Origin of the sequence: Longibacter salinarum, assembly GCF_002554795.1 — a bacterium.
Taxonomy (GTDB): domain Bacteria; phylum Bacteroidota; class Rhodothermia; order Rhodothermales; family Salinibacteraceae; genus Longibacter; species Longibacter salinarum.
The window spans coordinates 309,846-334,378 of record NZ_PDEQ01000003.1; the positions used below are offsets into that span (position 1 = coordinate 309,846).

The following is a 24,533-nucleotide window of genomic DNA, read 5'->3' on the forward strand; positions in this document are numbered from 1 at the left end:
AAGGCCACCGAAGCACCGACGCGCTTACGTCTTTTGCTTCTTTTTCTTCGCTGCGGGAAAGAGAATATTGTTGAGGATGAGCCGATATCCCGGAGAGTGCTTGTGGAGGGCAAGATCGGTCGGCGGGTCACCGACGAAGTGTTGGTAGTCTTCCGGGTCGTGGCCGGCGTAAAACGTGAAGGTGCCCTGGCCAAGCGTCCCGTGCAGGTAGCGAACCTGGTCACGGTTGGGCGCTTCCGCGAGAATCACAACGTCATCCTTGACGAGGCTCTTCTTGAACGCGGTCGTTTGCCCGACGAAACCCTTTACAGTCGCAACGTGGTTCTGCGTGAGCATTGTTGGCACCGGATCCCATTTTGCACTGAACTCGAACAGGGTGAAGTAGTCGAGCGATGGGTCGCGGAGCTGGGGGGGCGGTGGCCCAACATCGATGTTCGAGTGCTCGTACTCGTGCGGGTTGAAGTTCGGCTGGAAGTTTTCGAAGGCGATGGTGTTCGAAAAATCAAGCTTGTCTATCGCATCCGGGTCGACCGGATCGCCGTCGTATTCGCGCGGCACGATGTCCGTCTGGTGTGCAGCGAGAGCGATGTCGAACGTGTCCGTTCCCGAACACATCGAGAAGAGGAAGCCGCCCTGTGACACGTAGCCACGGATGCGTTCGGCGACCGCGAGTTTCAGTTCGCTGACCTTGCGAAAGCCGTGCTTCCGGGCGAGCGTCTCGGCTTCCTGCTGCTGCTTGATGTACCATGACTGGTTGCGGTAGCGGAGAAACTTCCCGAACTGGCCGGTGAAGTCTTCGTGGTGCATGTGGACCCAGTCGTAGTCCGACAGCTTCCCGTCTAGAACCTCCGCGTCGTAAATCATGTCGTGCGGCACTTCCGCGTACGTCAAGGCCAGTAGCACCGCATCGTCCCAGGGGAGCGTCGCATCGGGCGCGTACACGGCGATCTTCGGTGGCTTCTGCAGCCGAACGACGGACATGTTGCTCCCCTCGGCTTCGACTTCGGAGATCACCTTCGAAGCCGTCCCGCCGTTCAGGAGCTCGAAGGAGACGCCGCGGACGCGGAGCTCTTGTTTGATCGATGGAGAGGCGGGCGCCATGAACGAGCCCCCGCGGTAGTTGAGGAGCCAGTCGACATCGATGCCCTGCTCCAGAGCCCAAAAAGCTGCACCGTATGCCTTGAGGTGGTTCGTCTGCCGGTCATCCATCGGGACGAGGATGTCCTCGCCGTGGGCCGGGCGTACCGCGAGCATCAGCACGGGCACCAACAATACGAAAAGCCATCGAAGCCCCGCTTGCTTTGAGGGTGCCACTGCTGTTCGATGATCGAGAGAAAAACGCATGTCCGAACCGCGTCGCGCGTGGGAGGGAAGAATGTAGAGCGGTGATTCACAACGCTGAAGCCGGAAAGTCGTTCACTTTCGTGGGACCGATCGCGAGGGATACACCCATGTTCGCGCTACCAGACGCCGGAACATGAACGGTGCTCCGTGTATCACGCATGGGCCAAGACCCCGGCACCGTGTCCGGCCCTGTTCACCCTCTTTCCCACGCATCCAACTCGTTCTGAATGTCCCAGACGCCCGACCCGATCGACGACTTTACACGGATCGAAGACTTGCCTGACCACGTCGATGAGACGGTCACCCTCAAGGGGTGGCTCCATAATAAGCGTGGATCGAAAGGACTCTACTTTCTGATTCTGCGTGATGGTTCGGGCTTTGTGCAATGCGTGGCCGCGGAGGATAATCTCGATGATACGTCCTGGACGGCCGCCGACGATGCGAGTCAGGAAGCAGCCCTCGCCATAACCGGTTCTGTATCAGCGGACGATCGCGCCCCCGGAGGCTACGAGATTCAGGTGTCGAGCATTGAAACCGTCGGCTCATCCGGCGACTATCCGATCACGCCGAAGGAGCACGGCATCGACTTCCTGATGAACAACCGTCACCTCTGGCTGCGGAGCGAGAGCCAGTGGGCGGTCATGCGGATTCGCAACCGTACGATCATGGCGATCCACGAGTTCTTCCAGGATCGCGGCTTCATCCAGATGGACGCTCCGATTCTCACGGGGAACGCGGTCGAGGGAACGTCGACGCTGTTCGAGTTGGATTACTTCGACGATCAGAGCGCGTACCTGACGCAGAGCGGCCAGCTTCACGGCGAAGCCATGGCGATGGCGCTCGGCAAGATCTACACGTTCGGCCCGACGTTTCGCGCGGAGAAGTCCAAAACCCGGCGTCACCTGACGGAGTTTTGGATGATCGAGCCGGAGATGGCGTTCTACGATCTGGACATGGACATGGAGCTCGCGGAGCAGTTCGTGAGTCACGTGGTCCAGACCGTCCTCGCAGACTGCAAGGCAGAGCTGGAGACGCTGCAGCGCGACACCGAGGCGCTCGAGAACGTTCAGGCCCCCTTCCCGAGAGTCAGCTACGATGAGGCTGTCGACATCCTGCGCAGTGATGAAACGGCGGAGATGATTGACGAGCGAATCGAGTCGATCAAGCAGGAGAAGGAAGACCTCGAAACGGAGAAAGAGGAGAACCAGAAGGAGCGCGGCCAGGCGAAGAAGTGGCGCAAGCGCCAAATTGATCAGCGCGAGATCGAGATCAACAAGCGGATCGACGAGATCGAGGAGGAGCTCCGCAACCTGCCCGACTGGAAGGAGTCCGCGCAGACGTTCGAGTGGGGCAACGACTTCGGCGGAAGTGACGAGACGGTACTTACGTGGCACTATGATCGCCCGATCATCGTCCACCGCTTCCCGGCGAAGATCAAAGCCTTCTACATGAAGCGTGACCCGGAGGACGACCGTCTGGCGCTCGGCATGGATGTGCTGGCCCCGGAAGGGTACGGCGAAATCGTCGGCGGGGGCGAGCGTGCGACGGATCTCGATTTTCTGGAGGAGCAGATCGAAGCACACGGACTGCCGCAAGAGGTCTTCGACTGGTACCTCGACCTTCGCAAGTTCGGCTCGGTCCCACACAGCGGCTTCGGACTTGGCCTCGAACGAACCGTGTCGTGGCTCTGTGGTCGCGAGCATGTGCGTGAGACCATCCCGTTCCCGCGGACGATCGGACGGCTGCATCCGTAGGGTTCGTTGGTCGGTAGTTGATTGTGGATGGTGGACAACCTGTTTGGCGGATGGATCGCAAAAAAAACAAGGTAAGAAGCTTACGCCTCCGATAGGGCCGAAGGTTTTCATTTGGCACTGGCTTAGTGAACACGCAGCGCTAGATCCAAGACGATCCAGTGTTTGGAGCGTTGCGAGGACCGACCTCGGGAGGTCCGTACCCTTGGGGGCCAAAGGCTGTCCGCCAAACAGGTTCTGATTGGATCAGGGGCGGGACAAGACGCCTGACCGTATCCGATCAGCCCGACGCACTCGATCGATATAAAAAGCGCCTCTGCCGATTGCCGGCGAGGCGCTTTTTTGGTGCGTCACATTCATTGAGTGGCCCGGACCTGGGGCCGTATGATCGAACCCTCTTCGGGCATAAACTGCTACTGAACGACCGTAATCGGCTGCGTCACCTGACGAGAGCCGGTACGCGCACGGATCAGGTAGCGTCCGGGTGCGAGTCCGTCGGCTGAAATCGAAACCTCGTGGAGGCGACCCGGCGTCGGCGTTCCGTTGTAGAGCGTCCGGACGCGGCGCCCGAGCACGTCGAACAGGTCGATGACGAGGGGCTCGGCGGTTTCCACACCGTACTCGATTGCGCTCTGCGTTGAGAATGGATTCGGCCCAGCAGCTTGAAGAACGAGTGCTTCCGCGATGTCCACGCGTGCCGACACCTCAGGTGAGTATTCGGATGTGCCGTCGACATCGACCTGCCGGAGCCGGAATGTGTGCTCGCCGGGCTCGAGGTTCTCAAGCTGGTACCGATACGTCGTTGCTTCTGTCGTCGTATGCTGACCGTTGACGAATCCGACTTTTTCGAACCCGAAGTCAGTTTTATGCTCGATGTCGAATCCTTCATTGTTCGTTTCTGCGAGCGTCGTCCACTTCAGGATCACCGATCGGCCGCTGGCAGTTGCCGCAATCTCGCCGAGTTCGACCGGGATGGCTGTGTTGAAGTCGGCAACGCCCGTTGCGCACTCAACATCGTACCCGTCATCGCAGACCTCGTATTCGAAGCTGTCTGCCCCATCCGACGTTGGCGCGTATTCGAAGGAGCCGTCGCTGTTGAATGTTAGCGTTCCATTGCTCGGTTCGGTGGTGACGGACACCGTGAGCGGTCCGTCGTCGAAGCCGGCCGCAATGTCTGGGTCCGAGTCGTTGTCGAGCACGTTGCCCGTTACCGACTGACCCCACGTCGTACTGTAGCTTTCATCCGCAACCGACGGTGCCTGGTTGCTGTAGTCGTCGGTGCCGCGATCGTAGACGGGGACCTCCGTCACCGCTACGTTATCCAACTTCAGTACGCGTCCTCCGGCATTGTCTCCATTAAACTCGATTGCGATGCGCGCCCGGTCGATCGAACCGCCGACGGCAGTCGAAACCTCTGTCGATGTAAACGTGCGCTGGTACGACTGGAGCGTCGTGACATTGGAGAGGTCCACCTCATCGAGCGGATAATAGGAATCGTCGCGCGTGATCAAGACGACGCGAACGAAGGTATTGGGTCCCGGGCTGATGGGCAGATACTCAAATGAGACACACACGTCGCCATCGACCGTGACGTACGGCGTGCGGACCATGCGGTTGTCATTCGGGTCGTCGCCGTTCGCTCCACTCGTTAGAAAGCTCTGCTGTCCGTCAATGGGATCTTTCGTGGTGAACGAGGTACCAAAGGTTTCCCAGCCGTTGTTGCGGATTTCGCCGGTGTCAATGTTTTCGGCATCCTCGGTGATGGTCGCGCCTGTGCATTGAGCGAACGCTCGATCTGTGCTGGTTGAAGCAGCCAGAATCAGTAGAAGAGAAAATAGGAATGGTAGGTATTGGTATCGCTGGTGCATATCAGAAGGGGGGAAAGGGAATTGGCCTGGACTCTCAGTAAAAGAAGGCCCGTTGGGTTATGCAAGATTCTGGCTGCATATTTGGGGGAATCTCAAGTCGAAAAAGTGGGTGACGTCGACATGCGGTACGGGTCCGATCTACGATTCGCTGACGTTTCCACCTCGCTTCGTTAGCGCCTCCGCTGGCTCTCTTTTTCGACCACCTAAGGTATACTGGAAAATTGAGGACGGCTGTTACGGTGAATTTGTGAGGCAAGAATTTATTCGTAAACTATCGTGTGCCTACTTTCGGCTTGTGGCACTGAGGTCGATGTTGCAATAACATTTGGCATGTATTTGTGTCGGGGCCGTCTTCTTGAAGTCAGCGGTCTGGGCCTTTCAGAAAAAGCGAAGTGATCTCAATGTCTCGTATCTCGATCGGATGTGTTTCCCTTCTTCTCTGTGCGTTGGTTGCCCAACCGGTATTTGCACAGTCGGACGAGCCGGTTGTCACGAACCGAACACTGAGCTATCTCGGTCTGTCGGTCACCAACGATCCCGGTCAGTATGCGCTGGGGGGCGGGACCGTGGCGCTCCGTGGGCGACCGGGCGCTGTGGATGTGAACCCTGCGGCCATTGGGGAAAATGAGACGGTACAGGTCGGGGTGGATGTTGGAGGCAATCCGGTTCTACAGTCAGACTTTATCTTTGATCAAACGCTTACCAGCCCTTTCGTGACGGTAAAGTCCGGCAGATGGGCAGCAGGTCTTCAATTCCTCCAGTTCTCCTACGGCCGGTTTCAGCGCCGTGCCCCGAATGGTGATGTCGTAGGTTCGTACGACAAGCACCATCGTACCGTGAAGGCAGTCGGTGCGTACGAGGTATCACAGACCTGGACGGTCGGGACCGCACTCGGCTACAGTACGGAGAACTTTATCACGTTTCAGGAGACAGACGACGCGAGAAGCGTGACGATCGATCTTGGCATTCACGGTCGATGGGAGCGATCACTTGGAAATGGCGGCCAGCTTCGCCCCAGCATCGGCGCCTCTCTGACAGACTTTGGCTCGAACAGTCAGATTACGGATCGGACCGATATCGCTACGCCGACACGGCTTCATCTCGGCGGGGCCCTGGCCTACGAGTCCGGGTCGACGTGGAAGGGGCGTGCACGCTTTAAACTTCTCGGACATGTGGCGATGTCGAAGCAAATGGTAAGAATTGAGTCTGGCCGGAATGGTCGCGACGTTGCCGGTCCCTTTGCCGCGTTGGTAGAGACTTGGCGTCCATCTGACGGATCGAGTCAACCAGATCCAAACGGAGGCATCATTCGATCTTCAATTGGGGTATGGGGACAGATCGAGAAACATATGGGTGTCGAAGTGAAGGCATTCGATATTGCCTCTTTGCGGATCGGCAAAAACTTCGTCAGCGATCAATTTTCCAGCAGCGAAACGGTGGTCGGAGTCGGTCTGAACTTCGTTTACGTCCGCCTGGATTATGGGACAGCGATTGCTTCCTCGTCGGAATATCGAGAGGATCTCTCATTCTTGCGTATCACGGCGAGCATTCCCCTCGACGGGACGTTCGACCACCACTGGTGGTAGTCGGGGGCGTGCGACCGGATCAGCGCGAGCGGTCCTCGATACGAATGCACAGACTGTGGCCGTTTCAAATGAACCTCCGTCTGCATGCCCCGGTGATGTATTCTCCGGCGGAACGGTGTTGCAGCAATGCACATCCGCTTGCAGACTCCGCTCCCACTACCTTTTACTTGCTTTCTGATCGGCTATGCGCCTCCAATCGCTTCGCTTTCTGACGCTAATCGCGCTCTTTCTCGCTCTGCCGTTGACCGCCATGGCACAGACGGACGCTTCCGCCTCCACCGATCGCACGGTCACCGTCAGCGGCGAAGGAGAAGCCTCCGCCGAGCCGGACAAGGCGACCGTACGGTTTGCGGTCGTCTCGCGAGCAAAGGAGGCCGAAGACGCGCGTACAGCGAACGCGGACGCGGCGCGCAACGCCATGAATGCGGTTCGTTCGCTCGAGATCGACGAAGCCGACATCCAGATGGAGTCGCTGACGCTGCAGCCGCGTCGACAGTACAATCGGCAGACGGGGGAGACCGAGGAGCTGGGATATGAGGCCACGCGCCGGGTCCGCGTAGAGTTGTCGGATCTCGAAAAATTGCCGGCGTTGATCGCTGATGTTGTTGAGCAGGGCGCCAATCGCCTGGACGGTGTGCAGTATGATTTGGAAGACCGGTCGGCGGTGCGGAATGAGGCGCTACAAAAAGCAGCGGAATCGGCGCGGGAGAAGGCCGAACTGCTGGCGAGCACACTCGGCGCGTCGCTCGGTCCGGTGCATCAGATTCGCGAACAGCAGTATTCGGGTCCACAGCCCCGCTTCGATGTCCAGATGGAAGCGATGGCGATGAAGTCCGGGGAAGATAGCGGGGAGCCAGAGGCCTTTGCCGCTGGTCGGATTTCTGTCGAGGCGACGGTCCAGGTCACCTTCTTGCTTCAGTAGCATCGCGTCGTGATCCCGCCCTTGAGTCGAGGCCTGAACCAGCCGGTCCTACGCGTTCCGGGGCGGGAGCCGCTCGTCGAGCCACCGGCAGATGTCGTTGATCACCTCGTCGCGTTCCGGCTCATTAAACGTCTCGTGGTACAGCCCATCGTACAGGCGAAGCGTCCGATCGCGCGACTGCGCCTCGTCGTAGAGGCGCTGACTGGCTTCCGGGCTCGTCACCGAGTCGGCCGTGCCGTGGACGATAAGAAAGGGGAGGGAGAGCGCCGACTGCTTTTGCTGGATCTCCCGGTTGATGCGGAGGAATTCCGCACCGATGCGAGCCCGGATCCGGCCGTGATAGTTGAGCGGATCCTCTTCGGCTTCGTCCACGACGTCGGGATCGCGTGATATCCGGCCCTCGGGCGATGGTACGACGGGAAGTCGCGGAACGAGGGCCGACACAATGTGCGCCGACTTCCGCAAAATCGGCGCGATGTCTGGATCCACCTCAATCGCGGGGCTGCTCAGAATGAGTCCATCGATGCCGTCGTGTTGCCGCTGAAGAGCGTACTGCAGCACCACGGCTCCACCCATGCTGTGTCCGAACAGATACAGCGGCTGGTCATTGATGCGTCGGCGTACGTGCGCGATCGCGAGCTCCAGGTCGTCCACGTAATCGTCGAATGAATCCACGTAGGCGCGAGGCCCTTCCGACCGTCCGTATCCGCGTTGGTCATACGCGTACACTTCAATCCCTCTGTCATTCATCGCGTCGGCGACATGACCGTAGCGCCCGCTGTGCTCGCCGTAGCCATGCACCAGAAGAACGCAGCCGCGCGGGTCCGTTGTCGTCCAATGCTTTGTGACGAGATGTAGTCCATCTCTGGTCATGAGACTATGCATGTCGTCGGGTGAGATGCGGGGCGGAACGGGCATGTCGGTTGACCGGGAGGGAAGAGGGCGTCGACTTTGTGTCGTTACGCTCCGTATGTTCAGAAGTCGTTGGGACATCTGCAAGCGGTGTGGCCAGGCGGCTCGTAACGTTCCGACCTTCGGTGACACCAATGCAGACCCTGCCACACTCTGACCGCGTTCGCCCCTTTCGAAAATCAGCTCTCCCTCATGTCGTACACGCCGGTTCCGCTTAACTTCGACGTCAATTCGCCGGAGGAAATGGAAGAGCGGGCACGAAGCTTTTTCGAGGAGATGAACCGACGCCGATCGGTGCGCGATTTTTCAGATCGCGATGTACCCCGTGAGTTGATCGAGTACGCGATCAGAACGGCAAGCACCGCTCCGAGCGGGGCGCACCGGCAGCCGTGGACGTTCGTGGCTGTGAACAATGCCGACCTCAAACGTGAGATTCGGGAGGCTGTCGAGGAGGAGGAAAAGAAGAACTACGACGAGCGAATGACCGATGAGTGGCTTGAGGCACTCCACCCGATCGGGACCGACTGGCAGAAACCTTTCCTCGAAACCGTGCCCTGGATCGTCGTGTGCTTTGCGCAGAATTACGGCGTCGACGAGAATGGCGAGAAGGTGAAGCACTACTACGTGCAGGAGAGCGTCGGCATCGCATGCGGCTTCTTTATTGCGACCCTGCACCACATGGGCCTTGCGACGCTAACGCACACGCCGGCTCCGATGCGCTTTTTGACGGATATCTTGAACCGGCCCGACAACGAGCGGCCCTACATTCTCTTTCCCATCGGCTATCCCGCCGACGATGCGGAAGTGCCCAACCTGTCACGTCGCGATCTCGATGACGTTGTCCAATGGAATCGGTAGACCGCCAAACCTGATCGGAGGCGCCGGAGCGAGGTTGCGCCGTTTCGATACGTCGTTGGAGAAGCTCACCCGCGGTCCCCAGACTTTTCATCCAGGAGGCTTGAGAGGAACAATCGTGATGGATACGTTATTCCTCTGAATGCTGTCAATGTCCGGGACCGAAGCCGGTCCCTTCTCCGCGACGACTCTCTCGCCTGATGCATCACCTGCGTTCCACATGGCTGAGCCGGATCGTGGTGGCCGTTCTGGTCGCCTCGATGGTGCCGTTGCTGGCGTTTCAAATGCCGGAGCGTACGTACCAGGCGGATCAGCACGCGTCGTGGTTACGCTCCCAACTGTCGGTTCAGCTAGAGGCATCGGCTGCTTCGGCTGTTGACCGGGCGCTGGACATGGCCGCCGAGGAGTCGCCGGGTTCTCTCCGGGGATATACCGCGGCGTTTGCGACAGCCTACGAGCAACTCGTTGCATCGTCTCATGCAGCCGCCGACGTGCTGGAGGCTGATCGGCTTCCGTCGTTGAGCGCGCTGTTTGCTACCACCGATGTCGATGCAGCCACGCTGTTCTCGCATCTCCGCTACCGCGCGATGCAGGGGACGCCCCCGGCCGTTTTGCCACGTTTCCAGGCGACGCCTTCGGCCCCTGTTCCGTCTGATTCTCCCCGCGTACTCGGCACCTCACCGGCCAAGCACTTCCCGCCGGTGCCGTGCATTGACAGCGCAGACGCCCTTTTCGAAACACCGGCGCGCGTCTGGAGCGTCCTTCTTCGTACGCTGTGGTCAGCGCAGCCGCTCGGCCCCTAGCTACCCCGCGTACCCGTCCTGGTACGCTATGATCGTCGATTGTCCCTCGAAGCCTCGGTTCTGGTTCGCAGAATCCGTGGGCGAGTACGTCATCCTCCTGCACGCACCCTTTGACCTGCGTGCGGTTGTTTGAATGGCGTCCTGTCGAGCGTGCTCTTCACCTTTCATCGAGGTGCACGTCTCGATTCGTGCGAGCGGAGAAGTCGACACGTCCTCCCAAACACATTTCCGGGAACGTCCGCTACAGTTTGCCCGGCACCCGCGATATGATGGACGTCTGTGTCCATTGCCCAGGTGCGTCTCGGTGCAACTGTACCCGACCTCCCACGCCATTTTACGAACAACCCCACGCTCATGAAGGGTAACGGATTCAAAGTATTCACCACCATCGCCTTCCTCGGGCTTTGCCTGTGGTCGCTCTTCCCAAGTTTTCAGTCGTTCTACTATTCGCAGAAGATGAGCGACATGACGGCGGAGGAGCAGGCCGCCTACATGGACGAGAATCGCCAGAACATTCAGCAGGCTCGGTCGGAGTCGCTTAAGCTCGGTCTCGACCTGCTCGGCGGCATGCACGTTACGCTCGAGGTGCAAACGGGCCAGCTGATCGGTCAGCTCGCCACGAACCGCGACTCCACGTTCGACGCTGCACTGAAAGAGGCCATCGATCGCTCGGAGGCCGCAGAGACTCCGGTCGTCACCGCGTTCGTTCAGGAAATGGAGGAGCGCGATCCGAACATTCGCCTCTCGCGCTACTTCCGCGATGAGGACGATGGAATCACACGTCGCTCGGAGAACGATCAGGTCGTCTCGTGGCTTCGCGATCAGGCCGATGAGGCCGTCACGCGAGGCATGGAGATCGTCCGTAATCGTGTTGACCGCTACGGCGTGACCGAGCCGTCGATTCAGCGGAAGGACGACCGCCAGATTGTCGTGGAGCTTCCGGGGATCGACGACCCGGATCGTATTCGCGAGCTGCTGAAGGGGACGGCACAGCTGGAGTTTCGCCTGATGGCGGAGCCCGCTCGCCTGCAGCAGGTCGCCCAGCGTCTCATTCAGTATTACGAACCGTCGGATAGCGCTCTCGCCGCTGCACAAACGTCGACGGTGGACACCGCGGCTGCCGCCGATGGTGCGTCTGAAGAAGGCACGGCTCTCACCGATGGCACGCAGTTGACCGAAGCGGACACATCGGAGCAGGGTACGTCGCTCACCGGGCCGGATACCGGCAGCGACGCCGCTGGCCCGAGTAACCCGCTCGTGGAAGCGGTGCAGCAGTTCCTGCCGCAGGGACGTCCGGTTACGATCGCCTGGGCGACGGCGCAGGATACCTCCACGATCAACAGTCTGATGGCGGACCCCGGAGCTGCGCGAATCATCCCCGGCGATATCGAACTTCTGTGGTCGGCGGCACCGGTCGCATCCACGCAGAACGGGCAAGAGATCTACAGTTTGCTCGGCGTGAAGCGACAGGCCGAACTCACGGGAGACGTGGTTGTCGACGCGTCGGTTGAGTTCAGCCAGCAGACGAACGAGCCCAGCGTATCGATGACGATGAACGCCGAAGGTGCGCGGATCTGGTCTCGCATCACCGGTGCCAACGTTGGCAAACAGGTTTCGATCGTGCTGGACCGCTACGTGGTCTCATGGCCGAATATCAACGAGAAGATTGCCGGCGGTCGGACATCGATTACGGGTCTCGAGTCGCGCCAGGAGGCGCAGGACATCGTTACGGTGCTGAAGTCTGGTGCCCTGCCGGCGCCGGTCGACATCGTCGAAGAGCGGACCGTTGGGCCGAGCCTCGGTGAAGCCTCGATCCGCGCAGGATTCATCTCCGTCGTGGTCGGGCTGCTCCTCGTTGCGCTGTTCATGATCATGTACTACCGGACCGCCGGTATCGTCGCCGATGTGGCGCTTCTCTTGAACGTGATCCTCATCTTCGGTGTGTTGGCCGGCTTCAATGCCACGCTGACGCTCCCCGGGATCGCAGGTATCGTGCTTACGATCGGTATGGCCGTCGACGCTAACGTGCTGATCTTCGACCGTATTCGGGAGGAGCAGAATGCAGGCAAGACGCTTCGAGCCTCTGTGTCTTCGGGATATGAGAAAGCGCTCAGCGCCATTCTCGACGCGAACATCACGACGTTTTTTGTCGGCGTGATTCTGTATTCCTTCGGCGTCGGCCCCATCCAGGGCTTCGCCGTCACGCTGATGGCCGGTATCCTGTCGTCGTTGTTCACCGCCATCGTGGTCACGCGCCTCATCTTCGACTACATGATTCTGGAGCGGCAGATGAAGGTCAGCTACGGCTGACGCACGGGCCAGACTCATCCCCGGTCTGCTCATGCGGACCGGGGATGAGCTGCTGGCTGATCCGCACACCTTCATCCGTTGCATCCCGACGCGCGGCTGCACACCCCGTGTCGAGAACCCGCTCCACCATGGAGCACAATCCTGACTCACATGCGCATATTTGAAGAAGCAAGTTACTCGTTCATTCCGAACCGCCGGATTGGCTACATCATCTCCAGCATTCTGCTGTTGCTGAGCATTGGCTCTCTTTCCACGCGAGGCCTGCAGATGGGCATTGACTTCCGTGGGGGTATCGAGATCGTCGTTGAGAACGTCGAGGGCCTTGAGGCCACCGATGTTCGCGCTGCCCTCGCAGCCCCCCTCGGGTCGGATCCGGAGGTGAAGACCTTCGGTGAAACCGGTCTCCTCGTTCGTACGTCAACGGAGTTGGCGACGACCGAAGCTGAAGAGCTCGTCATTTCGACGATCGAAAGTGAGTTCGCCGGTGCCCAACCGCAGATCGTGAAAACCGACAATGTTGGTCCACGCTTCGCTGAAGAACTGAAACGCGGCGCGTTGTACGCCGTCATGGGGGCGCTCGCGATCATCTTCCTCTACATTCTCATCCGATTCGAGTGGCGATACAGCATGGGCGCGGTGGCTGCTCTCGTGCACGATGTCACGATTACACTCGGACTCTTTTCGATCCTCGCGGGACTGGTGCCATTCTCTCTCCAGCTCGATCAGTCGGTGATTGCCGCGTTCCTGACGATTGTTGGTTACTCGCTGAACGATACGGTGGTCGTGTTCGACCGCGTGCGTGAAGTCTCCAACATGTTGAAGACGGAGAAATTCGATGTGATCGTCAACCGGTCCATCAACAACACGCTCAGTCGTACGGTCGTCACGTCGACGACGACGCTGATTGTGGTCACCATCCTCTTCTTCTTCGGGGGAGAGGTGCTGAAAGGCTTCTCCTTTGCACTGATCGTCGGTGTGATCATCGGTACGTACTCGTCCATCTTCGTGGCGTCGCCGGTGCTTGTTGAGCTGCGCCACCGAATTGAGAAAGCCGCCGCGTAACGATCTGCCGGGGGCGATGCGCTGACGCGTCATCGTCCCCGCACGGTTGTGACAACCTGCGCACTTCTATTCTATCTAAACGAACGACACCCACTTTATGCCGGTCTCCATTGTAATTGGAAGCCAGTGGGGCGACGAAGGAAAAGGCAAGATCGTCGACCTGCTCAGTCAGAATGACGCCGACGTCGTCGCCCGCTATCAGGGCGGAGCGAACGCCGGTCACACCATCGTATGGGAGAATGAGGATGGCGAGGACGAAGAGTTCGTGCTCCACCTCGTACCCAGCGGCATTTTCCATCAGGGCGTCACCTGTGTCATTGGCAACGGCGTCGTGCTGGACCCGGAGGCCGTGATGGACGAGATCGACAAGATTCAGGAGCTCGGCGTCGACGTCGAGGGACGCCTGAAGATCTCGCACAATGCACACCTCATCATGCCGTATCATAAGGCGATTGAGGCCGCCCGCGAGAAGGCTCGGACGTCGGACGACGGGGATGACGCGATTGGTACCACCGGCCGCGGCATCGGTCCGTCGTACACCGACAAGTTCGCCCGAACGGGCATTCGGGTCGTTGATCTCCTTGACCGCGACGTTCTGCGGAAAAAGCTTCGCCGTTCAATCCAGGAGAAAAACCAGATTCTCCAACACGTTCACGATGCGGAGGCGCTCGACGTCGACCAGATCGTCGAGAAGTACGTCGAGTTTGACCAGCTCATCGACGAGTACGTCACCGATACGTCGGAATACCTGAACAAGCAGCTTGCGCAGGGCAAGCACGTCCTCGCGGAAGGCGCCCAGGGATCGCTTCTGGACGTCGACTTTGGCTCGTACCCGTACGTCACGTCGAGCCATCCCACGGCGGGCGGTTGCTGCACGGGACTTGGCGTGCCGCCGACGGCCGTCGATCGCGTCATTGGGATCGCCAAAGCGTACTGCACGCGTGTCGGAAACGGACCCTTCCCGACGGAGCTCTTCGATGACGCCGGCAAGCGCCTGCGTAAGATCGGTGCAGAATTCGGCGCTACGACGGGCCGTCCGCGTCGCTGCGGCTGGCTCGATCTCGTCGCTCTGCGCTACACGGCGATGATCAACGGCTTCAACGAGCTCACCATCACCAAGCTCGACGTTCTGAGCGGCTTCGATGAACTCAAGGTATGCGTCGCCTACCGCTACAATGGCAAGGAGACACGCCGTTTCCCGAGTGAGGCGCACACACTGGAGAAGATCGAACCCGTGTACGAAACGCTCCCGGGCTGGGATGAAGATATCACGGGCGTTCGCTCGTTCAATGACCTCCCGACCGAAGCCCGCGATTACCTGGACTTCGTGCAGGAAGAGATCGGCGTGCGCGTGAGCATGATCTCGAACGGTCCGAAGCGCCAGCAGATTATTCAGGCACCCGAGCGCAATCCGGCCTGATTCATCAGCACCACGTGATGCAAAAGCGCCGCTCCGGACGTTGAGTCTCCGGGGCGGCGTTCGTTTGTTTGGTTCAGGGTTCAGGGTTCAGGGTTCATAGACTTCGAGGCAAACCAGCGTCGCACGGCCGTGCGACGGTGGCTCAATCAGTTCGGACCTTCAAAAACCTGTTCGGCAGACAGGATTCGGCTATCCAACCGTATGGACCTCCCGACGGTCGCTCCTCGCCCCGATCATACTGCTAAGGTATCGTGCATGGCGCGCTAGGTGTCCAATGCATTCGTTCCAACAAATAACCTTCTGTTGTACCGGGAACGTGACCCCTCTGTCGTTTCATTTTTCGAGCCATTCCCCGCGCAGATTATCAGGGTTCTATTCGCGAGTTCGTGCTCTCACGCTCTCAAACTCCCAAACTTTCGTTAGCCCCTCCGCACGTCCACACCTCCGCACGTCCACACTTTCATACGTCGACCCGTCCATCCTTCCACACCTCTAATCGGATCGTCTTCCGCGTCGCAGCGTGCACGGTATCGTTGGATGCCTCCGTTCTTGTTCGTGTAGATTCCCAACATGAAAGCATACCGTCTCTCGGTCCGGTTGAAGCTGGGCCTGATCGTTTTCGCCGGTCTCATTGCGCTTGCCTCTCTCGCGTACACGCAGCGCCTCGTAGATCGTCTTCGGGACCGCGAACAGTCCGTGATCCAGCTCTGGGCCGATGCACAGGCGCAGGTGGCGCAGGCGCAGCAGCGAACGACCAATCCGTATCAGCAGGAGCTCAGCTCACTCGAGGCGTACCTGCAGGCTGCGTCTGCTGGCACGGTTGGAACGAGCGTAAATACAGCAGGCGGTACGGTGCGAGCGTTGTCGCCAGACGATGCAGCACGATTGCGAGAAGCCGTTGCCTGGGCGGAAACGATGCCTCCGACCGGGGAACTCAACTTCATTCTGAACGAGATCCTGGAGCCCAATCCATTTTCGATTCCAGCCATTATCACGGACTCGCTGCGCCAGGAGCCTCTCTTCTGGCGAAATGTGGATGTGCCGGAGTCGCTCGACGGTTTATCTGCATCTGACTCCGCTCGGGCCGTGCAAAAGCTGAAGCGGATGCGCCGCGAGATGGACGCGACGTACGAGCCGATCCCGATACGAATCGATCTTTCCGGCGTGGAGGCCGCCGATGGAGCGAAGCTTACGCAGTACGTTCATTACGACGAATCCTCCCTCGTCAAAGAGCTCCGCTGGTTTCCCTACATCCAGCTCATCTTCGTCGGGTTGTTCATCGCCGTTGGGTACGTCGGTTTCTCCTACGTGCGCCGAAGCGAGCAGAGCAACCTGTGGGTCGGGATGGCGCGCGAGGCGGCGCACCAGCTCGGCACACCGATCTCGAGCCTGATGGGGTGGACCGAGATTCTCCGGCTGCCCGATCTGGACGAGGAGCAGCGGATGGAGGCGGTGGAGGAGATCGATAAGGACGTGCAGCGGCTCAACCGCGTGGCCGCCCGGTTTTCGGACATCGGGTCGATGCCGAAGCTGGAAGAGCGAGATCTGGGGCCAATCATCGAACAGACGGCAGACTACATTCGTCGTCGTGCACCTCAGCGGGGCCGGCGCGTGACGATCAAGGTCGATATTCCGCATCCGGTGGTGGCCCGCGTGAACGAAGAACTCTTCGCCTGGGTGATCGAGAACCTTCTGAAGAACGCCCTGGACGCGATGGAGGAGGAGGGAGAGATTGAAATCACCGGTTTTGACGACGGGGAATATATCAATATTGACGTCCGAGACACGGGCTGCGGCATCGATCGACGGGAGTGGCGCAACATTTTCCGACCCGGTTTTAGCACAAAGAAACGAGGCTGGGGACTCGGGTTAAGCCTGGCGCGTCGGGTCGTGGAGGAGTACCACGGCGGGGCGATTCGCCTGATGGAATCCGTCCCCGGCGAGGGATCCACGTTTCGCGTCGAGATTCCGCGTGCGAGCTAGGATTGGTTGATTCAACCCGGGCACGACCAAGCCCGCGTGGCAGCGCCGGTGATGTAGAGACGCTCGGCCTGCCACAAAAACCGGGATATCGTCGCCGTTCAGGATGTGTCAGACAAGGGAGCACATCCATTCTGATACGATGTCGACCGGCCTACGGAGTAGGGCGGATACGTTTGGCCAGCGAGTCCACCGCTGCTGGTGTCACGGCGACGAAGATATCGTCTCGATGCCGCCAAAGTGAGATCTGAGTGTCGTCGACCCGACGGGAGATAAGACTATCGGCCGTGTCGAGTCCCCTCGCGAGGTCGTCGTCCAGTTTGTCGATGCGTTCGACTCGGTCGATCAGCGCGTAACTGTAAACGTAGGTCGTAATGCTGGATGTGGTTGTGGTATCGGTGTACAAGATCACCGGGACCGTCGCGGAGTCGACGGTAAGCGCTCCGATACTCGTCACGCGTGCCCCGTCGATTGTTGGTATTTGTACGCTTCGGTTGAATCGATTCCCGATCACGGCTGCGATGGAATCCGGGTCGCTGGACCGCACAAGGGGTTCAACGCCACTCACCTGGTGCGCGGAAAACTCCGTCAGCGATACCGACGCGGGAGGAGGGTCTGAAGTTGGCGTCGGTGTCAGCCAGGTGGCTGCGCCGTATGCGGCTGCACCTATCACCGTGAGGATCAAGAGCGCGAGGCCCGTGCGGCGGAGGTGGACGGAAATGCGGCGTTCCCTGTCCTTTCTGAGCGAATCAGCGTCCGGTTCCTCCCCTCGAAGACGAGCAGCTTCCCGCCGGACGAGTGCAGCAACTTCGGATCGCAGACGTGCGGGTGCTGGATGGTATGTGTCGGTCACGTAGGCGGTCAGTACCTCCTCGAGACGAGCGTCGGGTAGCGCCGTGTCGATGAGCATGCGCTCGGGCCCGGAGAGGATATCGCGAAGCGCGGCACGCAACTCGCCGTACGCTTCATCCAGCGCCGTCTCGATGTCTGACGCGATTGTTTTTGCGATCGGAGCGAGAACGTCGTTCGTACGCGTGCCAGAGACGTACAGCGTCAGCAGGGCGCGCTCCTGTTCGCTGCAGGCCGCGAGAGCGACTGGTAGAGCGCGTTCCGCCACTCCGCGTGCGACTTCGTGCCGAAATCCGCGCGTGTCGGCGAGCGACGGCTTGTCAGCGGCTTCCCGTACGTTCGCATCATCCGCGACGGGCATGGTGCCTTCACCGGCACGGACCTCGAGAATCAGTTGTACCAACCATGCTTCAACATCATCCGGCCGTTCCTCGACCGGTGTAGAACTCGCCCGTCGGTACGTCTCGCGAATCAGGCGCGGAGCCGTCTTGTCGCCAACGAGCACGCGGGCGATTGGATAGAGGGTGTCGATGTGCTGCGTGAGGGGCAGTCGGTCAGACATGCGTCGCGGGAAGAGACAGGAAGCGGAGCGATTCGGTTGGACGGTTACCCGGCTGCTGCGTCGTTTTGGAAGACCACCTTAATCGAGTCGCCCTTCCGAATGTTGAGCAGCTCCGCGGCACTCCCGGCATTCACTGCGACCTCGAGAAATCCTGAACTGCCGAAGAGGAGAAGCGGGTCGCCGTCGGCGACGGCGCCGTAGGTGCGGTGTAGATCGCGGATGACGGCGTTGCCGACGTACGCTTTGAGGGCCGGCAGATCGTCGATCGAGATCGTGTCGCCCGTGTGCTGCGCTTCATCGGCCGGATTGGCGTTCTCATCGTTCAGGCCGGTGCGCACGAGCGTCTGGCGACGGATGTTGGTGATGCAGTTGCCAAACCGATCGACGTGGGCGACGTACCCCTGCACGCTATGCGAATCGGTGATCGGCATGGCCCACCGTAGGGGGCGGAGGCCCTCGACGGGCGTGCCGATATCGGATGGGTCGCGTCCCGTATCAAGATGCGCCGCAACGGGCGCAAAGATGTCCCGCCCGTGGAAAGTGGTGCTGGGGGCGTCGGAGCGCCAGACCTCCGGCTGATCGAGCTCCAGAATCTCATCCGGCTCGGCATCGTCCATCACGAGCGGGAAGACGCCGTTGTCGGGCCCAACGAACCACTGTTTGCCGGACCGTACGGCGACGGCGCGCCGGTCCGTTCCCACACCGGGGTCGACCACCACCAGATGTACCGTTCCGCTTGGAAAATATGGGACCGTTGTACGGAGCACAAACGCGGCCTCCATCACGTCCTGAGGTTCAATCTGATGGGTGACGTCCACCAGTCGTGCCTCGGGATGGATCGACAGCATGACGCCTTTCATGGCAGCGACGTATCCGTCGCTCGTGCCGAAGTCGGTAGTGAGGGTGATCATGTAAGCACAGCGGCAGGTGCAGGAGAGAGTCGAAGGCTACGTACAAAACGTCAGCTAGAAAACGATTGTCCAACCGTGATTGTCGACACGGAGGGACCGGTGTTCAATCCCAACGGCACGTCCATGCCCGAGTTCAGCATGGTGGTGTTGGCGCTATCGGAGAAATCCTTTGTCAGGCATCCGGCAAGATCCGGAAGGAAAATATCCCTTCGTACAGCATCGTCAAAAGTACGAAGAGACAGGTCGGATGCAAACGGTATGACGCCAGCCGGGGAAACAAGATGCGGGGGCGCAGGAGTACGTTTTTATGCGACACACCTAGAGTAGGTCTCGGTCCGCGCTTTCGGGTTCGTCCGCCCATGCCAGATTCCACGGTTACATCACGAAACGGCTCCTCCCCGAGCGAGCGCTCCTCCAGTACGGATGATCCGTCTGCAATGGAAGACGGTGTGGCCCGGAAGGAATACGCCATGGAGCAAATCGTCGGTTTCTGGGGAGAGATGGCATCCAACTGGGGCATCAATCGGACGATGGCCCAGATCTACGCCCTGCTCTACCTCAGCGGCTCACCGCAACACACCGACGCGATCATGGAGCGCCTCGACATTAGTCGGGGAAATGCGAACATGAATCTACGATCGCTCGTCGAGTGGAATATTGTTCGTAAAACACGGCAGACGGGTTCGCGAAAGGACTTCTACGTCGCGGAAAAAGATCTCTGGGAGGCGACGGCTCAGATCATACGTGAGCGCGAGCGGCGCGAGATCCGACCAGTCAAAGAACAGCTTCAGGCCTGTGCAAAACATCTCGTCCGGGAAGACGAGAGGCTCGACGACCGACCGGCCGACGAGCAGGAGATGTATGTTCGATTGCAGGACCTGATCGAACTGGTAGAGGTATTCGAGTCCTTCTCGAAGGCATTGCTACCGCACGTTCGCCGGCAGAACGTTCCGGCGATCAAGCGCATGATGACGTTCGCACTGACGATGACTGACGCAGACCCGGACACCCGCGGGTGATTTCCGTGACGACGGTCCCATTTTGTCCTCTTTAAACCCTCTCTGTATCCCGTCTTTCATGAGCACAAAAGCGATCGGTGATCGCGGCGAGGCCATTGCCGCAGACCACCTGGAGGAGCAAGGCTACACGATCATGGACTCGAACTATCGGTTCGAGCGCAACGAAGTGGATTTGGTCTGTTTTGACCCGCACGCTCGGAAGGGGAGAGGCGAGATCGTGTTCGTCGAGGTGAAAACGCGGTCGAGTCTTAATTTCGGTGCCCCCGATGAAGCGGTGGATGAGGACAAGCGCTCCCGCATTGTGGGCGTCGCAAAGGCATATCTTTATGAGCGTCAACTGGAGGGGTCGCCCGCCCGGTTCGATGTCGTCGGCGTTCTGCTCAACCAGGGCGACGAGCCGGACGTCACGCACTATACCGATGCGTTCAAGGCGTAGTCTCCGCCTCAACGTTTCTGTGTCACTAAACCATTGTGCGCTTTGATGTAACCGGCGCGTTTGATGTCGAAGCCATTTTCATACGCGTACAAGCCGAGCTGGCGGGCATCCATCAATTCGCGGTACCCGTAGTTCATCAGATTACCCATGGCGACGTAAAAGAGCTTGGAGCGAAGTTGTCGCCGCGGTGTCGTCATGATGGCGTAGCCGCCAGGCTTGAGGAAGCGGCGGTGGAAATCGAAGACGAGCGGTTTGTACTCATCGGGAAAGTGTTCGATGAGACCGACGCTGATGACGATGTCGAATTCCTTTCCGTAGTCGAGATCCCGGATGTCACTGACCACGAAGTCAATGTCGAAGTCTTCGCGGTGATAGACCGTGTGAGAGCCGGTCGCCGGGTTATGTCCCAGAAAGGGATAAGCCTCTGGGAAATTGCCGAACCGGTCGGTTTTGCAAAATTCGTCGTAGTCAACGAGGACGGCGTGTCCGCCCGGGTACATGGCAAGCAGTTGCATGGCTTCATATCCGTCCGCCGCCCCGAGAAACAGGATGTTGGGCTTCTCGACATCGAGGCCCTCGAAAAGCGCTCGTTTGCCCCGCGGATCCCACACCGCATCCTGCACGCGGTGTACGTAATTCCAGATCTTCGTCTGCATTAGATCCCGTACGACCTCCACGGCACCATGGAGATCGGCCTCTTTGAGGTGCTCCATGAGATCCTGCCGGGCACGTACGGTCGCTTCGTCCGGATCCTCCATAAAGAGGGAGTGGAAGCGGCGGTTGAAATGCTCCCACTGGACTTCGACCGGCATGTCTTCGCCGTGTCGGTTCTCCCATTTCTCGCGCTCCGAGGAGTAGTTGTCCACCAAATACGGCCGTCCCAGATCAGACCACGTCAGACGGTTCCATTCCGTTGCAGACAGATCCTCAAAGACATCAGGAGGGGTAGTCCGGGTATCGTAGCGGTAATGCTGTGTTGTACCAGTTTGCTCGAGCGGGATCCGGCTGGCGGTCGAAACTTCCATGGCGCAAGACAAGACAAGGCGTAACGGGTTGGATACATGCTCTACGAGAGACCTTCACGTTTGTGCCCTTGATACCCTGCTTGGAGACGATGGCTGTAATAGCTCAAGGATGCCGACGTTTGCCTGGTCGGTACCACATCTTTGCCGAAATAGCTGAGACGGTCAGTTACGGGGTTGAAGATGCTTGAGGTCGGGTGGCGGAAGCGTCTGAAGGTGGACATCCGTTTCAGCATCGATGCCGACGTATGTCACCTCTTTGCCCGGCTCGTAATCGAGCGGAATCAGTTCGGCCAGACGCTCGAAGGCGAAGTATTGGTAGACGGTCGCTCCGTAGGGCTCGACGATCTTGCCGTGCCGATCTACGCGCACCGGGGGATCGTTGAGTTCGATCAGTGAGGTTTGAACGCGAGAGGGCGCACGCATTTCACGTCGCCACGCGCGATAATTGCGGCTTTCGGGTTCACCCCGATATACCACCTCGAGTCGGCCGTGAAAGTCGAGCTCCGTGACGTTATTTCCGTTGACCGACAGGATGTCGTCCCGGTCGGCGTGAAAGCGATCCGCGCGGTGGGGACTGGAGAACATACTGGCCCGTGGGAGTCGATAGATCTCGAAGTCTTCCTCTTCGAGTCGGTCGTCGAGAAGGGCTCGTAGAAAATGGCGAAAGGAGCCGAGATACGCCTGCCGGCGGTTTGTGCGCCACCGATCCGCCTCCTCGATGCTTGAGGCCGTGATGGGTGCGAAAAGAGGTTCGCCGTCCCAGCGGATCACGCCACCGCTTGCTTCGAACTCCTCCAGAAAATACTTGACGCGATAGCCGAGCGCGCGATTTTCGATGACGAGCGGCTCGGCAGCCTGCGCCGTAAACTTTCCCCACCAGCGCGAGGTGAATCGCAAAACCTCCGGATTTTGGATCCGGCACTCGCTCGCCCACTCCGATGACCCGAGAAAAAGGCGCTGGAATCGTTCGAGTCGTTTATGCCACTCTGGGTCGCGTTCGGCTTCTACGAGTACCCCCGGGCTTTCGATCACGCGGGGCGGAAGACGAAAGGCGAACGTGAGGGTTGTGTCCTCTCGCAGAAACAGGTCTACATGCTGCGGTTCATAGCCCAGCATGGAAGCATAAAGACGTTTCGCTCCGCGCCTAACGTCGTTGAGGGTGAAGCGGCCGTCCAGACCGGTCGTGGTGCCATTCATCGACTGCGCGATAAACACGTGCGCTCCGGGGAGCGGCGATCCGGTGGCCCGGTCCACGACAATGCCCGTCAGGGTAACGTCCGTTGCGCCCTGACCAACGGCCGACTGAGCGAGGGCACCGATCGTCAGCCATCCTATGAGGAGGGAGGCGAGGGATGTGTAGAGAAATGACAGACGATCGGGCATCGGGACGGGACCGTCCGGTGGTTCATATATCGTTTTGTGTTAATATGCATTGAAGACGGATTGGTTGCTGATACTCTCGCGGCCGGCAGGTCGATCGAAAACAAAAAGAGGGAGTCTACCATGGACTCATGGTGTCTCCCTCTCTTTAGCATCCCGGTGCACGAATCCAGCAGTCTACCGTGATGCGGAAACGCCCGGACGCGATAGGGCGTCTATGCGTTCTGTAACCTGGGGCATCAATGCTGTTTCGTCTCCAATGAACAGGGACTCATCATCCGGCACGTACTCGAAAGGTAGAAACCCTGCCGTCCGATGAAAGGCGAAATAACCGTCAACCGTTAAGGCGTATGGAGATTCGACACGGCCGGTTCGCCCGATGCGTACGGACGCTTGTTCGAGCCGAATTTCCGAGGACTGTACGTTGTCGGGTTGCTGATCTCCGTTTTCGTAGTCGGCGAACGCTTTTGTTTCCTGTGCGCCGTCGTAGATGACGCGGAGAGTGCCCGGGATTTTTAACCGGTAGACCGAGTCGGCGTCGACGTAGAGGATGTCATCGCGATCGACAGACCGGGGATTGGCGCCGAAGTGTTTGCTTTCTCTCTCGCCCCGGGTTGGAAGTTGAAACATGTGGAATCGCTCTTCCATGACTCGATCGCGAAGCAGCGACCGGAGAAAGTGGCGTAACGACCCGTGGTAAGCGCGCAAACGATTCCGTTCCCAGCGACGGGCTTCCTCAGGAGACGAGGGGGTCAGTTCGGAAAAGAGTGGTTCTCCCTTCCAACGCAAGAGCCGATGATCGGCGTCGAATCCTCTCAGGAAGTATTCAATCTTGTAGCCGAGTGCACGATTCTCGATAACGATGGGCTTGACGGCCCTCACGTCAAATTTTCCCCACCAGGTCGTCTCAAAGCGGAGAACCTCCGGGTTTGTGATGTGACAGTCTTTCGCCCATTGGGACGGGCCGAAAAACATTTCTTCGAACTTCTCGACATTGTCGACCCAATCTTTGTCGCGCTCGGCGCTGACGACGACGCCCTCCGCATTAACCACATCTTCGTTGAGTGAGAAGTCGTAACGAACGGCGTCGCTACGCCTCATAAAGAGCTCGAAGACGCGAGACTTAAATCCCATCATCGACACGTGCACGCGAGACGCCCCGCGAGGGACGTTGCCAAGTCGATATTCTCCGTTTTCGTTCGTGACGGTACCAATCATGGTTCCGGCAACGAAGACGTGCGCACCGGGAAGAGGAGCGTCCGTTTTTGCATTCGTAACAGTGCCGAAAAGCGTGAGACGGTTCGGATCATCCCCTTCCTCCTCACCTGACATCGTGTTCTGCGCGTGGACGCTGGAGAACATGCTCACGATCAGGAGCATGAGGACGCCGGCCGTGGAAACACGTGTGCGTATTCGCAATGACTCAGATGGCTGTGGGGTGTTGACACAAGAAGTCGTCGCGAAACGCATGTTTTTCTCCTACCTGTTTATAATCGTCGCACAATATATTAAGGAAGAGTAAAGACGAATTCCATTTG

19 protein-coding genes are annotated in these 24,533 nt (G+C 59.2%); 11 read left to right on the forward strand and 8 right to left on the reverse strand.

Features of this window, described 5'->3' with window-relative positions; genetic code table 11:
- Positions 1 to 24: 24 nt before the first annotated feature.
- Positions 25 to 1,254: an asparagine synthetase B gene (locus CRI94_RS07610; protein WP_098075077.1), complete on the reverse strand. Its 1,230-nt coding sequence runs from the start codon at positions 1,252 to 1,254 to the stop codon at positions 25 to 27.
- 317 nt (positions 1,255 to 1,571) lie between these two features.
- On the opposite strand from CRI94_RS07610, the gene CRI94_RS07615 reads away from it, so the two are divergent.
- Positions 1,572 to 3,098, forward strand: coding sequence for an asparagine--tRNA ligase (locus CRI94_RS07615; protein WP_098075078.1), 1,527 nt, complete (start codon positions 1,572 to 1,574; stop codon positions 3,096 to 3,098).
- A gap of 410 nt (positions 3,099 to 3,508) precedes the next feature.
- Here CRI94_RS07615 and CRI94_RS07620 read toward each other — a convergent pair whose 3' ends face one another.
- Positions 3,509 to 4,963, reverse strand: a complete 1,455-nt coding sequence (locus CRI94_RS07620) for an Ig-like domain-containing protein (protein WP_098075079.1) — start codon at positions 4,961 to 4,963, stop codon at positions 3,509 to 3,511.
- Between the two features lie 401 nt (positions 4,964 to 5,364).
- Between CRI94_RS07620 and CRI94_RS07625 the strand changes: the two genes are divergently transcribed.
- Both CRI94_RS07625 and CRI94_RS07630 read left to right on the forward strand, forming a co-directional pair.
- On the forward strand, positions 5,365 to 6,549 hold the full coding sequence (locus CRI94_RS07625; RefSeq protein WP_143815336.1) for a hypothetical protein: 1,185 nt from the start codon (positions 5,365 to 5,367) through the stop codon (positions 6,547 to 6,549).
- Positions 6,550 to 6,733: 184 nt separating this feature from the next.
- Complete coding sequence (locus tag CRI94_RS07630; protein ID WP_098075081.1) at positions 6,734 to 7,471, forward strand: SIMPL domain-containing protein; 738 nt, start codon at positions 6,734 to 6,736, stop codon at positions 7,469 to 7,471.
- 48 nt (positions 7,472 to 7,519) lie between these two features.
- Here the strand turns inward: CRI94_RS07630 and CRI94_RS07635 are convergent, their stop codons facing one another.
- Positions 7,520 to 8,389: an alpha/beta hydrolase gene (locus CRI94_RS07635; protein WP_245846113.1), complete on the reverse strand. Its 870-nt coding sequence runs from the start codon at positions 8,387 to 8,389 to the stop codon at positions 7,520 to 7,522.
- A gap of 186 nt (positions 8,390 to 8,575) precedes the next feature.
- Between CRI94_RS07635 and CRI94_RS07640 the strand changes: the two genes are divergently transcribed.
- From CRI94_RS07640 to CRI94_RS07665, 6 genes are all read left to right on the forward strand, one after another.
- Positions 8,576 to 9,241: a nitroreductase family protein gene (locus CRI94_RS07640; RefSeq protein ID WP_098075082.1), complete on the forward strand. Its 666-nt coding sequence runs from the start codon at positions 8,576 to 8,578 to the stop codon at positions 9,239 to 9,241.
- 197 nt (positions 9,242 to 9,438) lie between these two features.
- Positions 9,439 to 10,041: a hypothetical protein gene (locus CRI94_RS07645; RefSeq protein WP_098075083.1), complete on the forward strand. Its 603-nt coding sequence runs from the start codon at positions 9,439 to 9,441 to the stop codon at positions 10,039 to 10,041.
- A 279-nt stretch (positions 10,042 to 10,320) separates the two neighbouring features.
- Complete coding sequence (secD, locus tag CRI94_RS07650; RefSeq protein ID WP_245846114.1) at positions 10,321 to 12,351, forward strand: protein translocase subunit SecD; 2,031 nt, start codon at positions 10,321 to 10,323, stop codon at positions 12,349 to 12,351.
- 150 nt (positions 12,352 to 12,501) lie between these two features.
- A complete protein-coding gene (gene secF / locus CRI94_RS07655) occupies positions 12,502 to 13,413 on the forward strand; it encodes a protein translocase subunit SecF (RefSeq protein ID WP_098075085.1) in 912 nt (303 codons plus the stop codon).
- Between the two features lie 97 nt (positions 13,414 to 13,510).
- Complete coding sequence (locus CRI94_RS07660; RefSeq protein WP_098075086.1) at positions 13,511 to 14,833, forward strand: adenylosuccinate synthase; 1,323 nt, start codon at positions 13,511 to 13,513, stop codon at positions 14,831 to 14,833.
- A gap of 570 nt (positions 14,834 to 15,403) precedes the next feature.
- Complete coding sequence (locus tag CRI94_RS07665) at positions 15,404 to 16,816, forward strand: sensor histidine kinase (RefSeq protein ID WP_098075087.1); 1,413 nt, start codon at positions 15,404 to 15,406, stop codon at positions 16,814 to 16,816.
- A 151-nt stretch (positions 16,817 to 16,967) separates the two neighbouring features.
- On the opposite strand, the gene CRI94_RS07670 is transcribed toward CRI94_RS07665, so the two are convergent.
- Together CRI94_RS07670 and CRI94_RS07675 are read right to left on the reverse strand one after the other, a co-directional pair.
- Positions 16,968 to 18,224 (reverse strand): hypothetical protein, encoded by a 1,257-nt coding sequence (locus CRI94_RS07670; protein ID WP_098075088.1) that lies wholly within the window; start codon positions 18,222 to 18,224, stop codon positions 16,968 to 16,970.
- A 44-nt stretch (positions 18,225 to 18,268) separates the two neighbouring features.
- Positions 18,269 to 19,135: an SAM hydrolase/SAM-dependent halogenase family protein gene (locus CRI94_RS07675; protein ID WP_098075089.1), complete on the reverse strand. Its 867-nt coding sequence runs from the start codon at positions 19,133 to 19,135 to the stop codon at positions 18,269 to 18,271.
- Positions 19,136 to 19,494: 359 nt separating this feature from the next.
- On the opposite strand from CRI94_RS07675, the gene CRI94_RS07680 reads away from it, so the two are divergent.
- Entirely contained in the window at positions 19,495 to 20,154 is a 660-nt protein-coding gene (locus CRI94_RS07680) for a GbsR/MarR family transcriptional regulator (RefSeq protein WP_245846115.1), read from the forward strand.
- Between the two features lie 58 nt (positions 20,155 to 20,212).
- A complete protein-coding gene (locus tag CRI94_RS07685) occupies positions 20,213 to 20,590 on the forward strand; it encodes a YraN family protein (RefSeq protein ID WP_098075090.1) in 378 nt (125 codons plus the stop codon).
- Positions 20,591 to 20,598: 8 nt separating this feature from the next.
- Here the strand turns inward: CRI94_RS07685 and CRI94_RS07690 are convergent, their stop codons facing one another.
- The 3 genes from CRI94_RS07690 to CRI94_RS07700 form a co-directional block, all read right to left on the reverse strand.
- On the reverse strand, positions 20,599 to 21,615 hold the full coding sequence (locus CRI94_RS07690; RefSeq protein WP_098075091.1) for a class I SAM-dependent methyltransferase: 1,017 nt from the start codon (positions 21,613 to 21,615) through the stop codon (positions 20,599 to 20,601).
- 162 nt (positions 21,616 to 21,777) lie between these two features.
- Entirely contained in the window at positions 21,778 to 22,998 is a 1,221-nt protein-coding gene (locus CRI94_RS07695; protein WP_098075092.1) for a carboxypeptidase-like regulatory domain-containing protein, read from the reverse strand.
- Positions 22,999 to 23,172: 174 nt separating this feature from the next.
- Positions 23,173 to 24,375: a carboxypeptidase-like regulatory domain-containing protein gene (locus tag CRI94_RS07700; RefSeq protein WP_179862200.1), complete on the reverse strand. Its 1,203-nt coding sequence runs from the start codon at positions 24,373 to 24,375 to the stop codon at positions 23,173 to 23,175.
- Between the last annotated feature and the right edge of the window lie 158 nt (positions 24,376 to 24,533).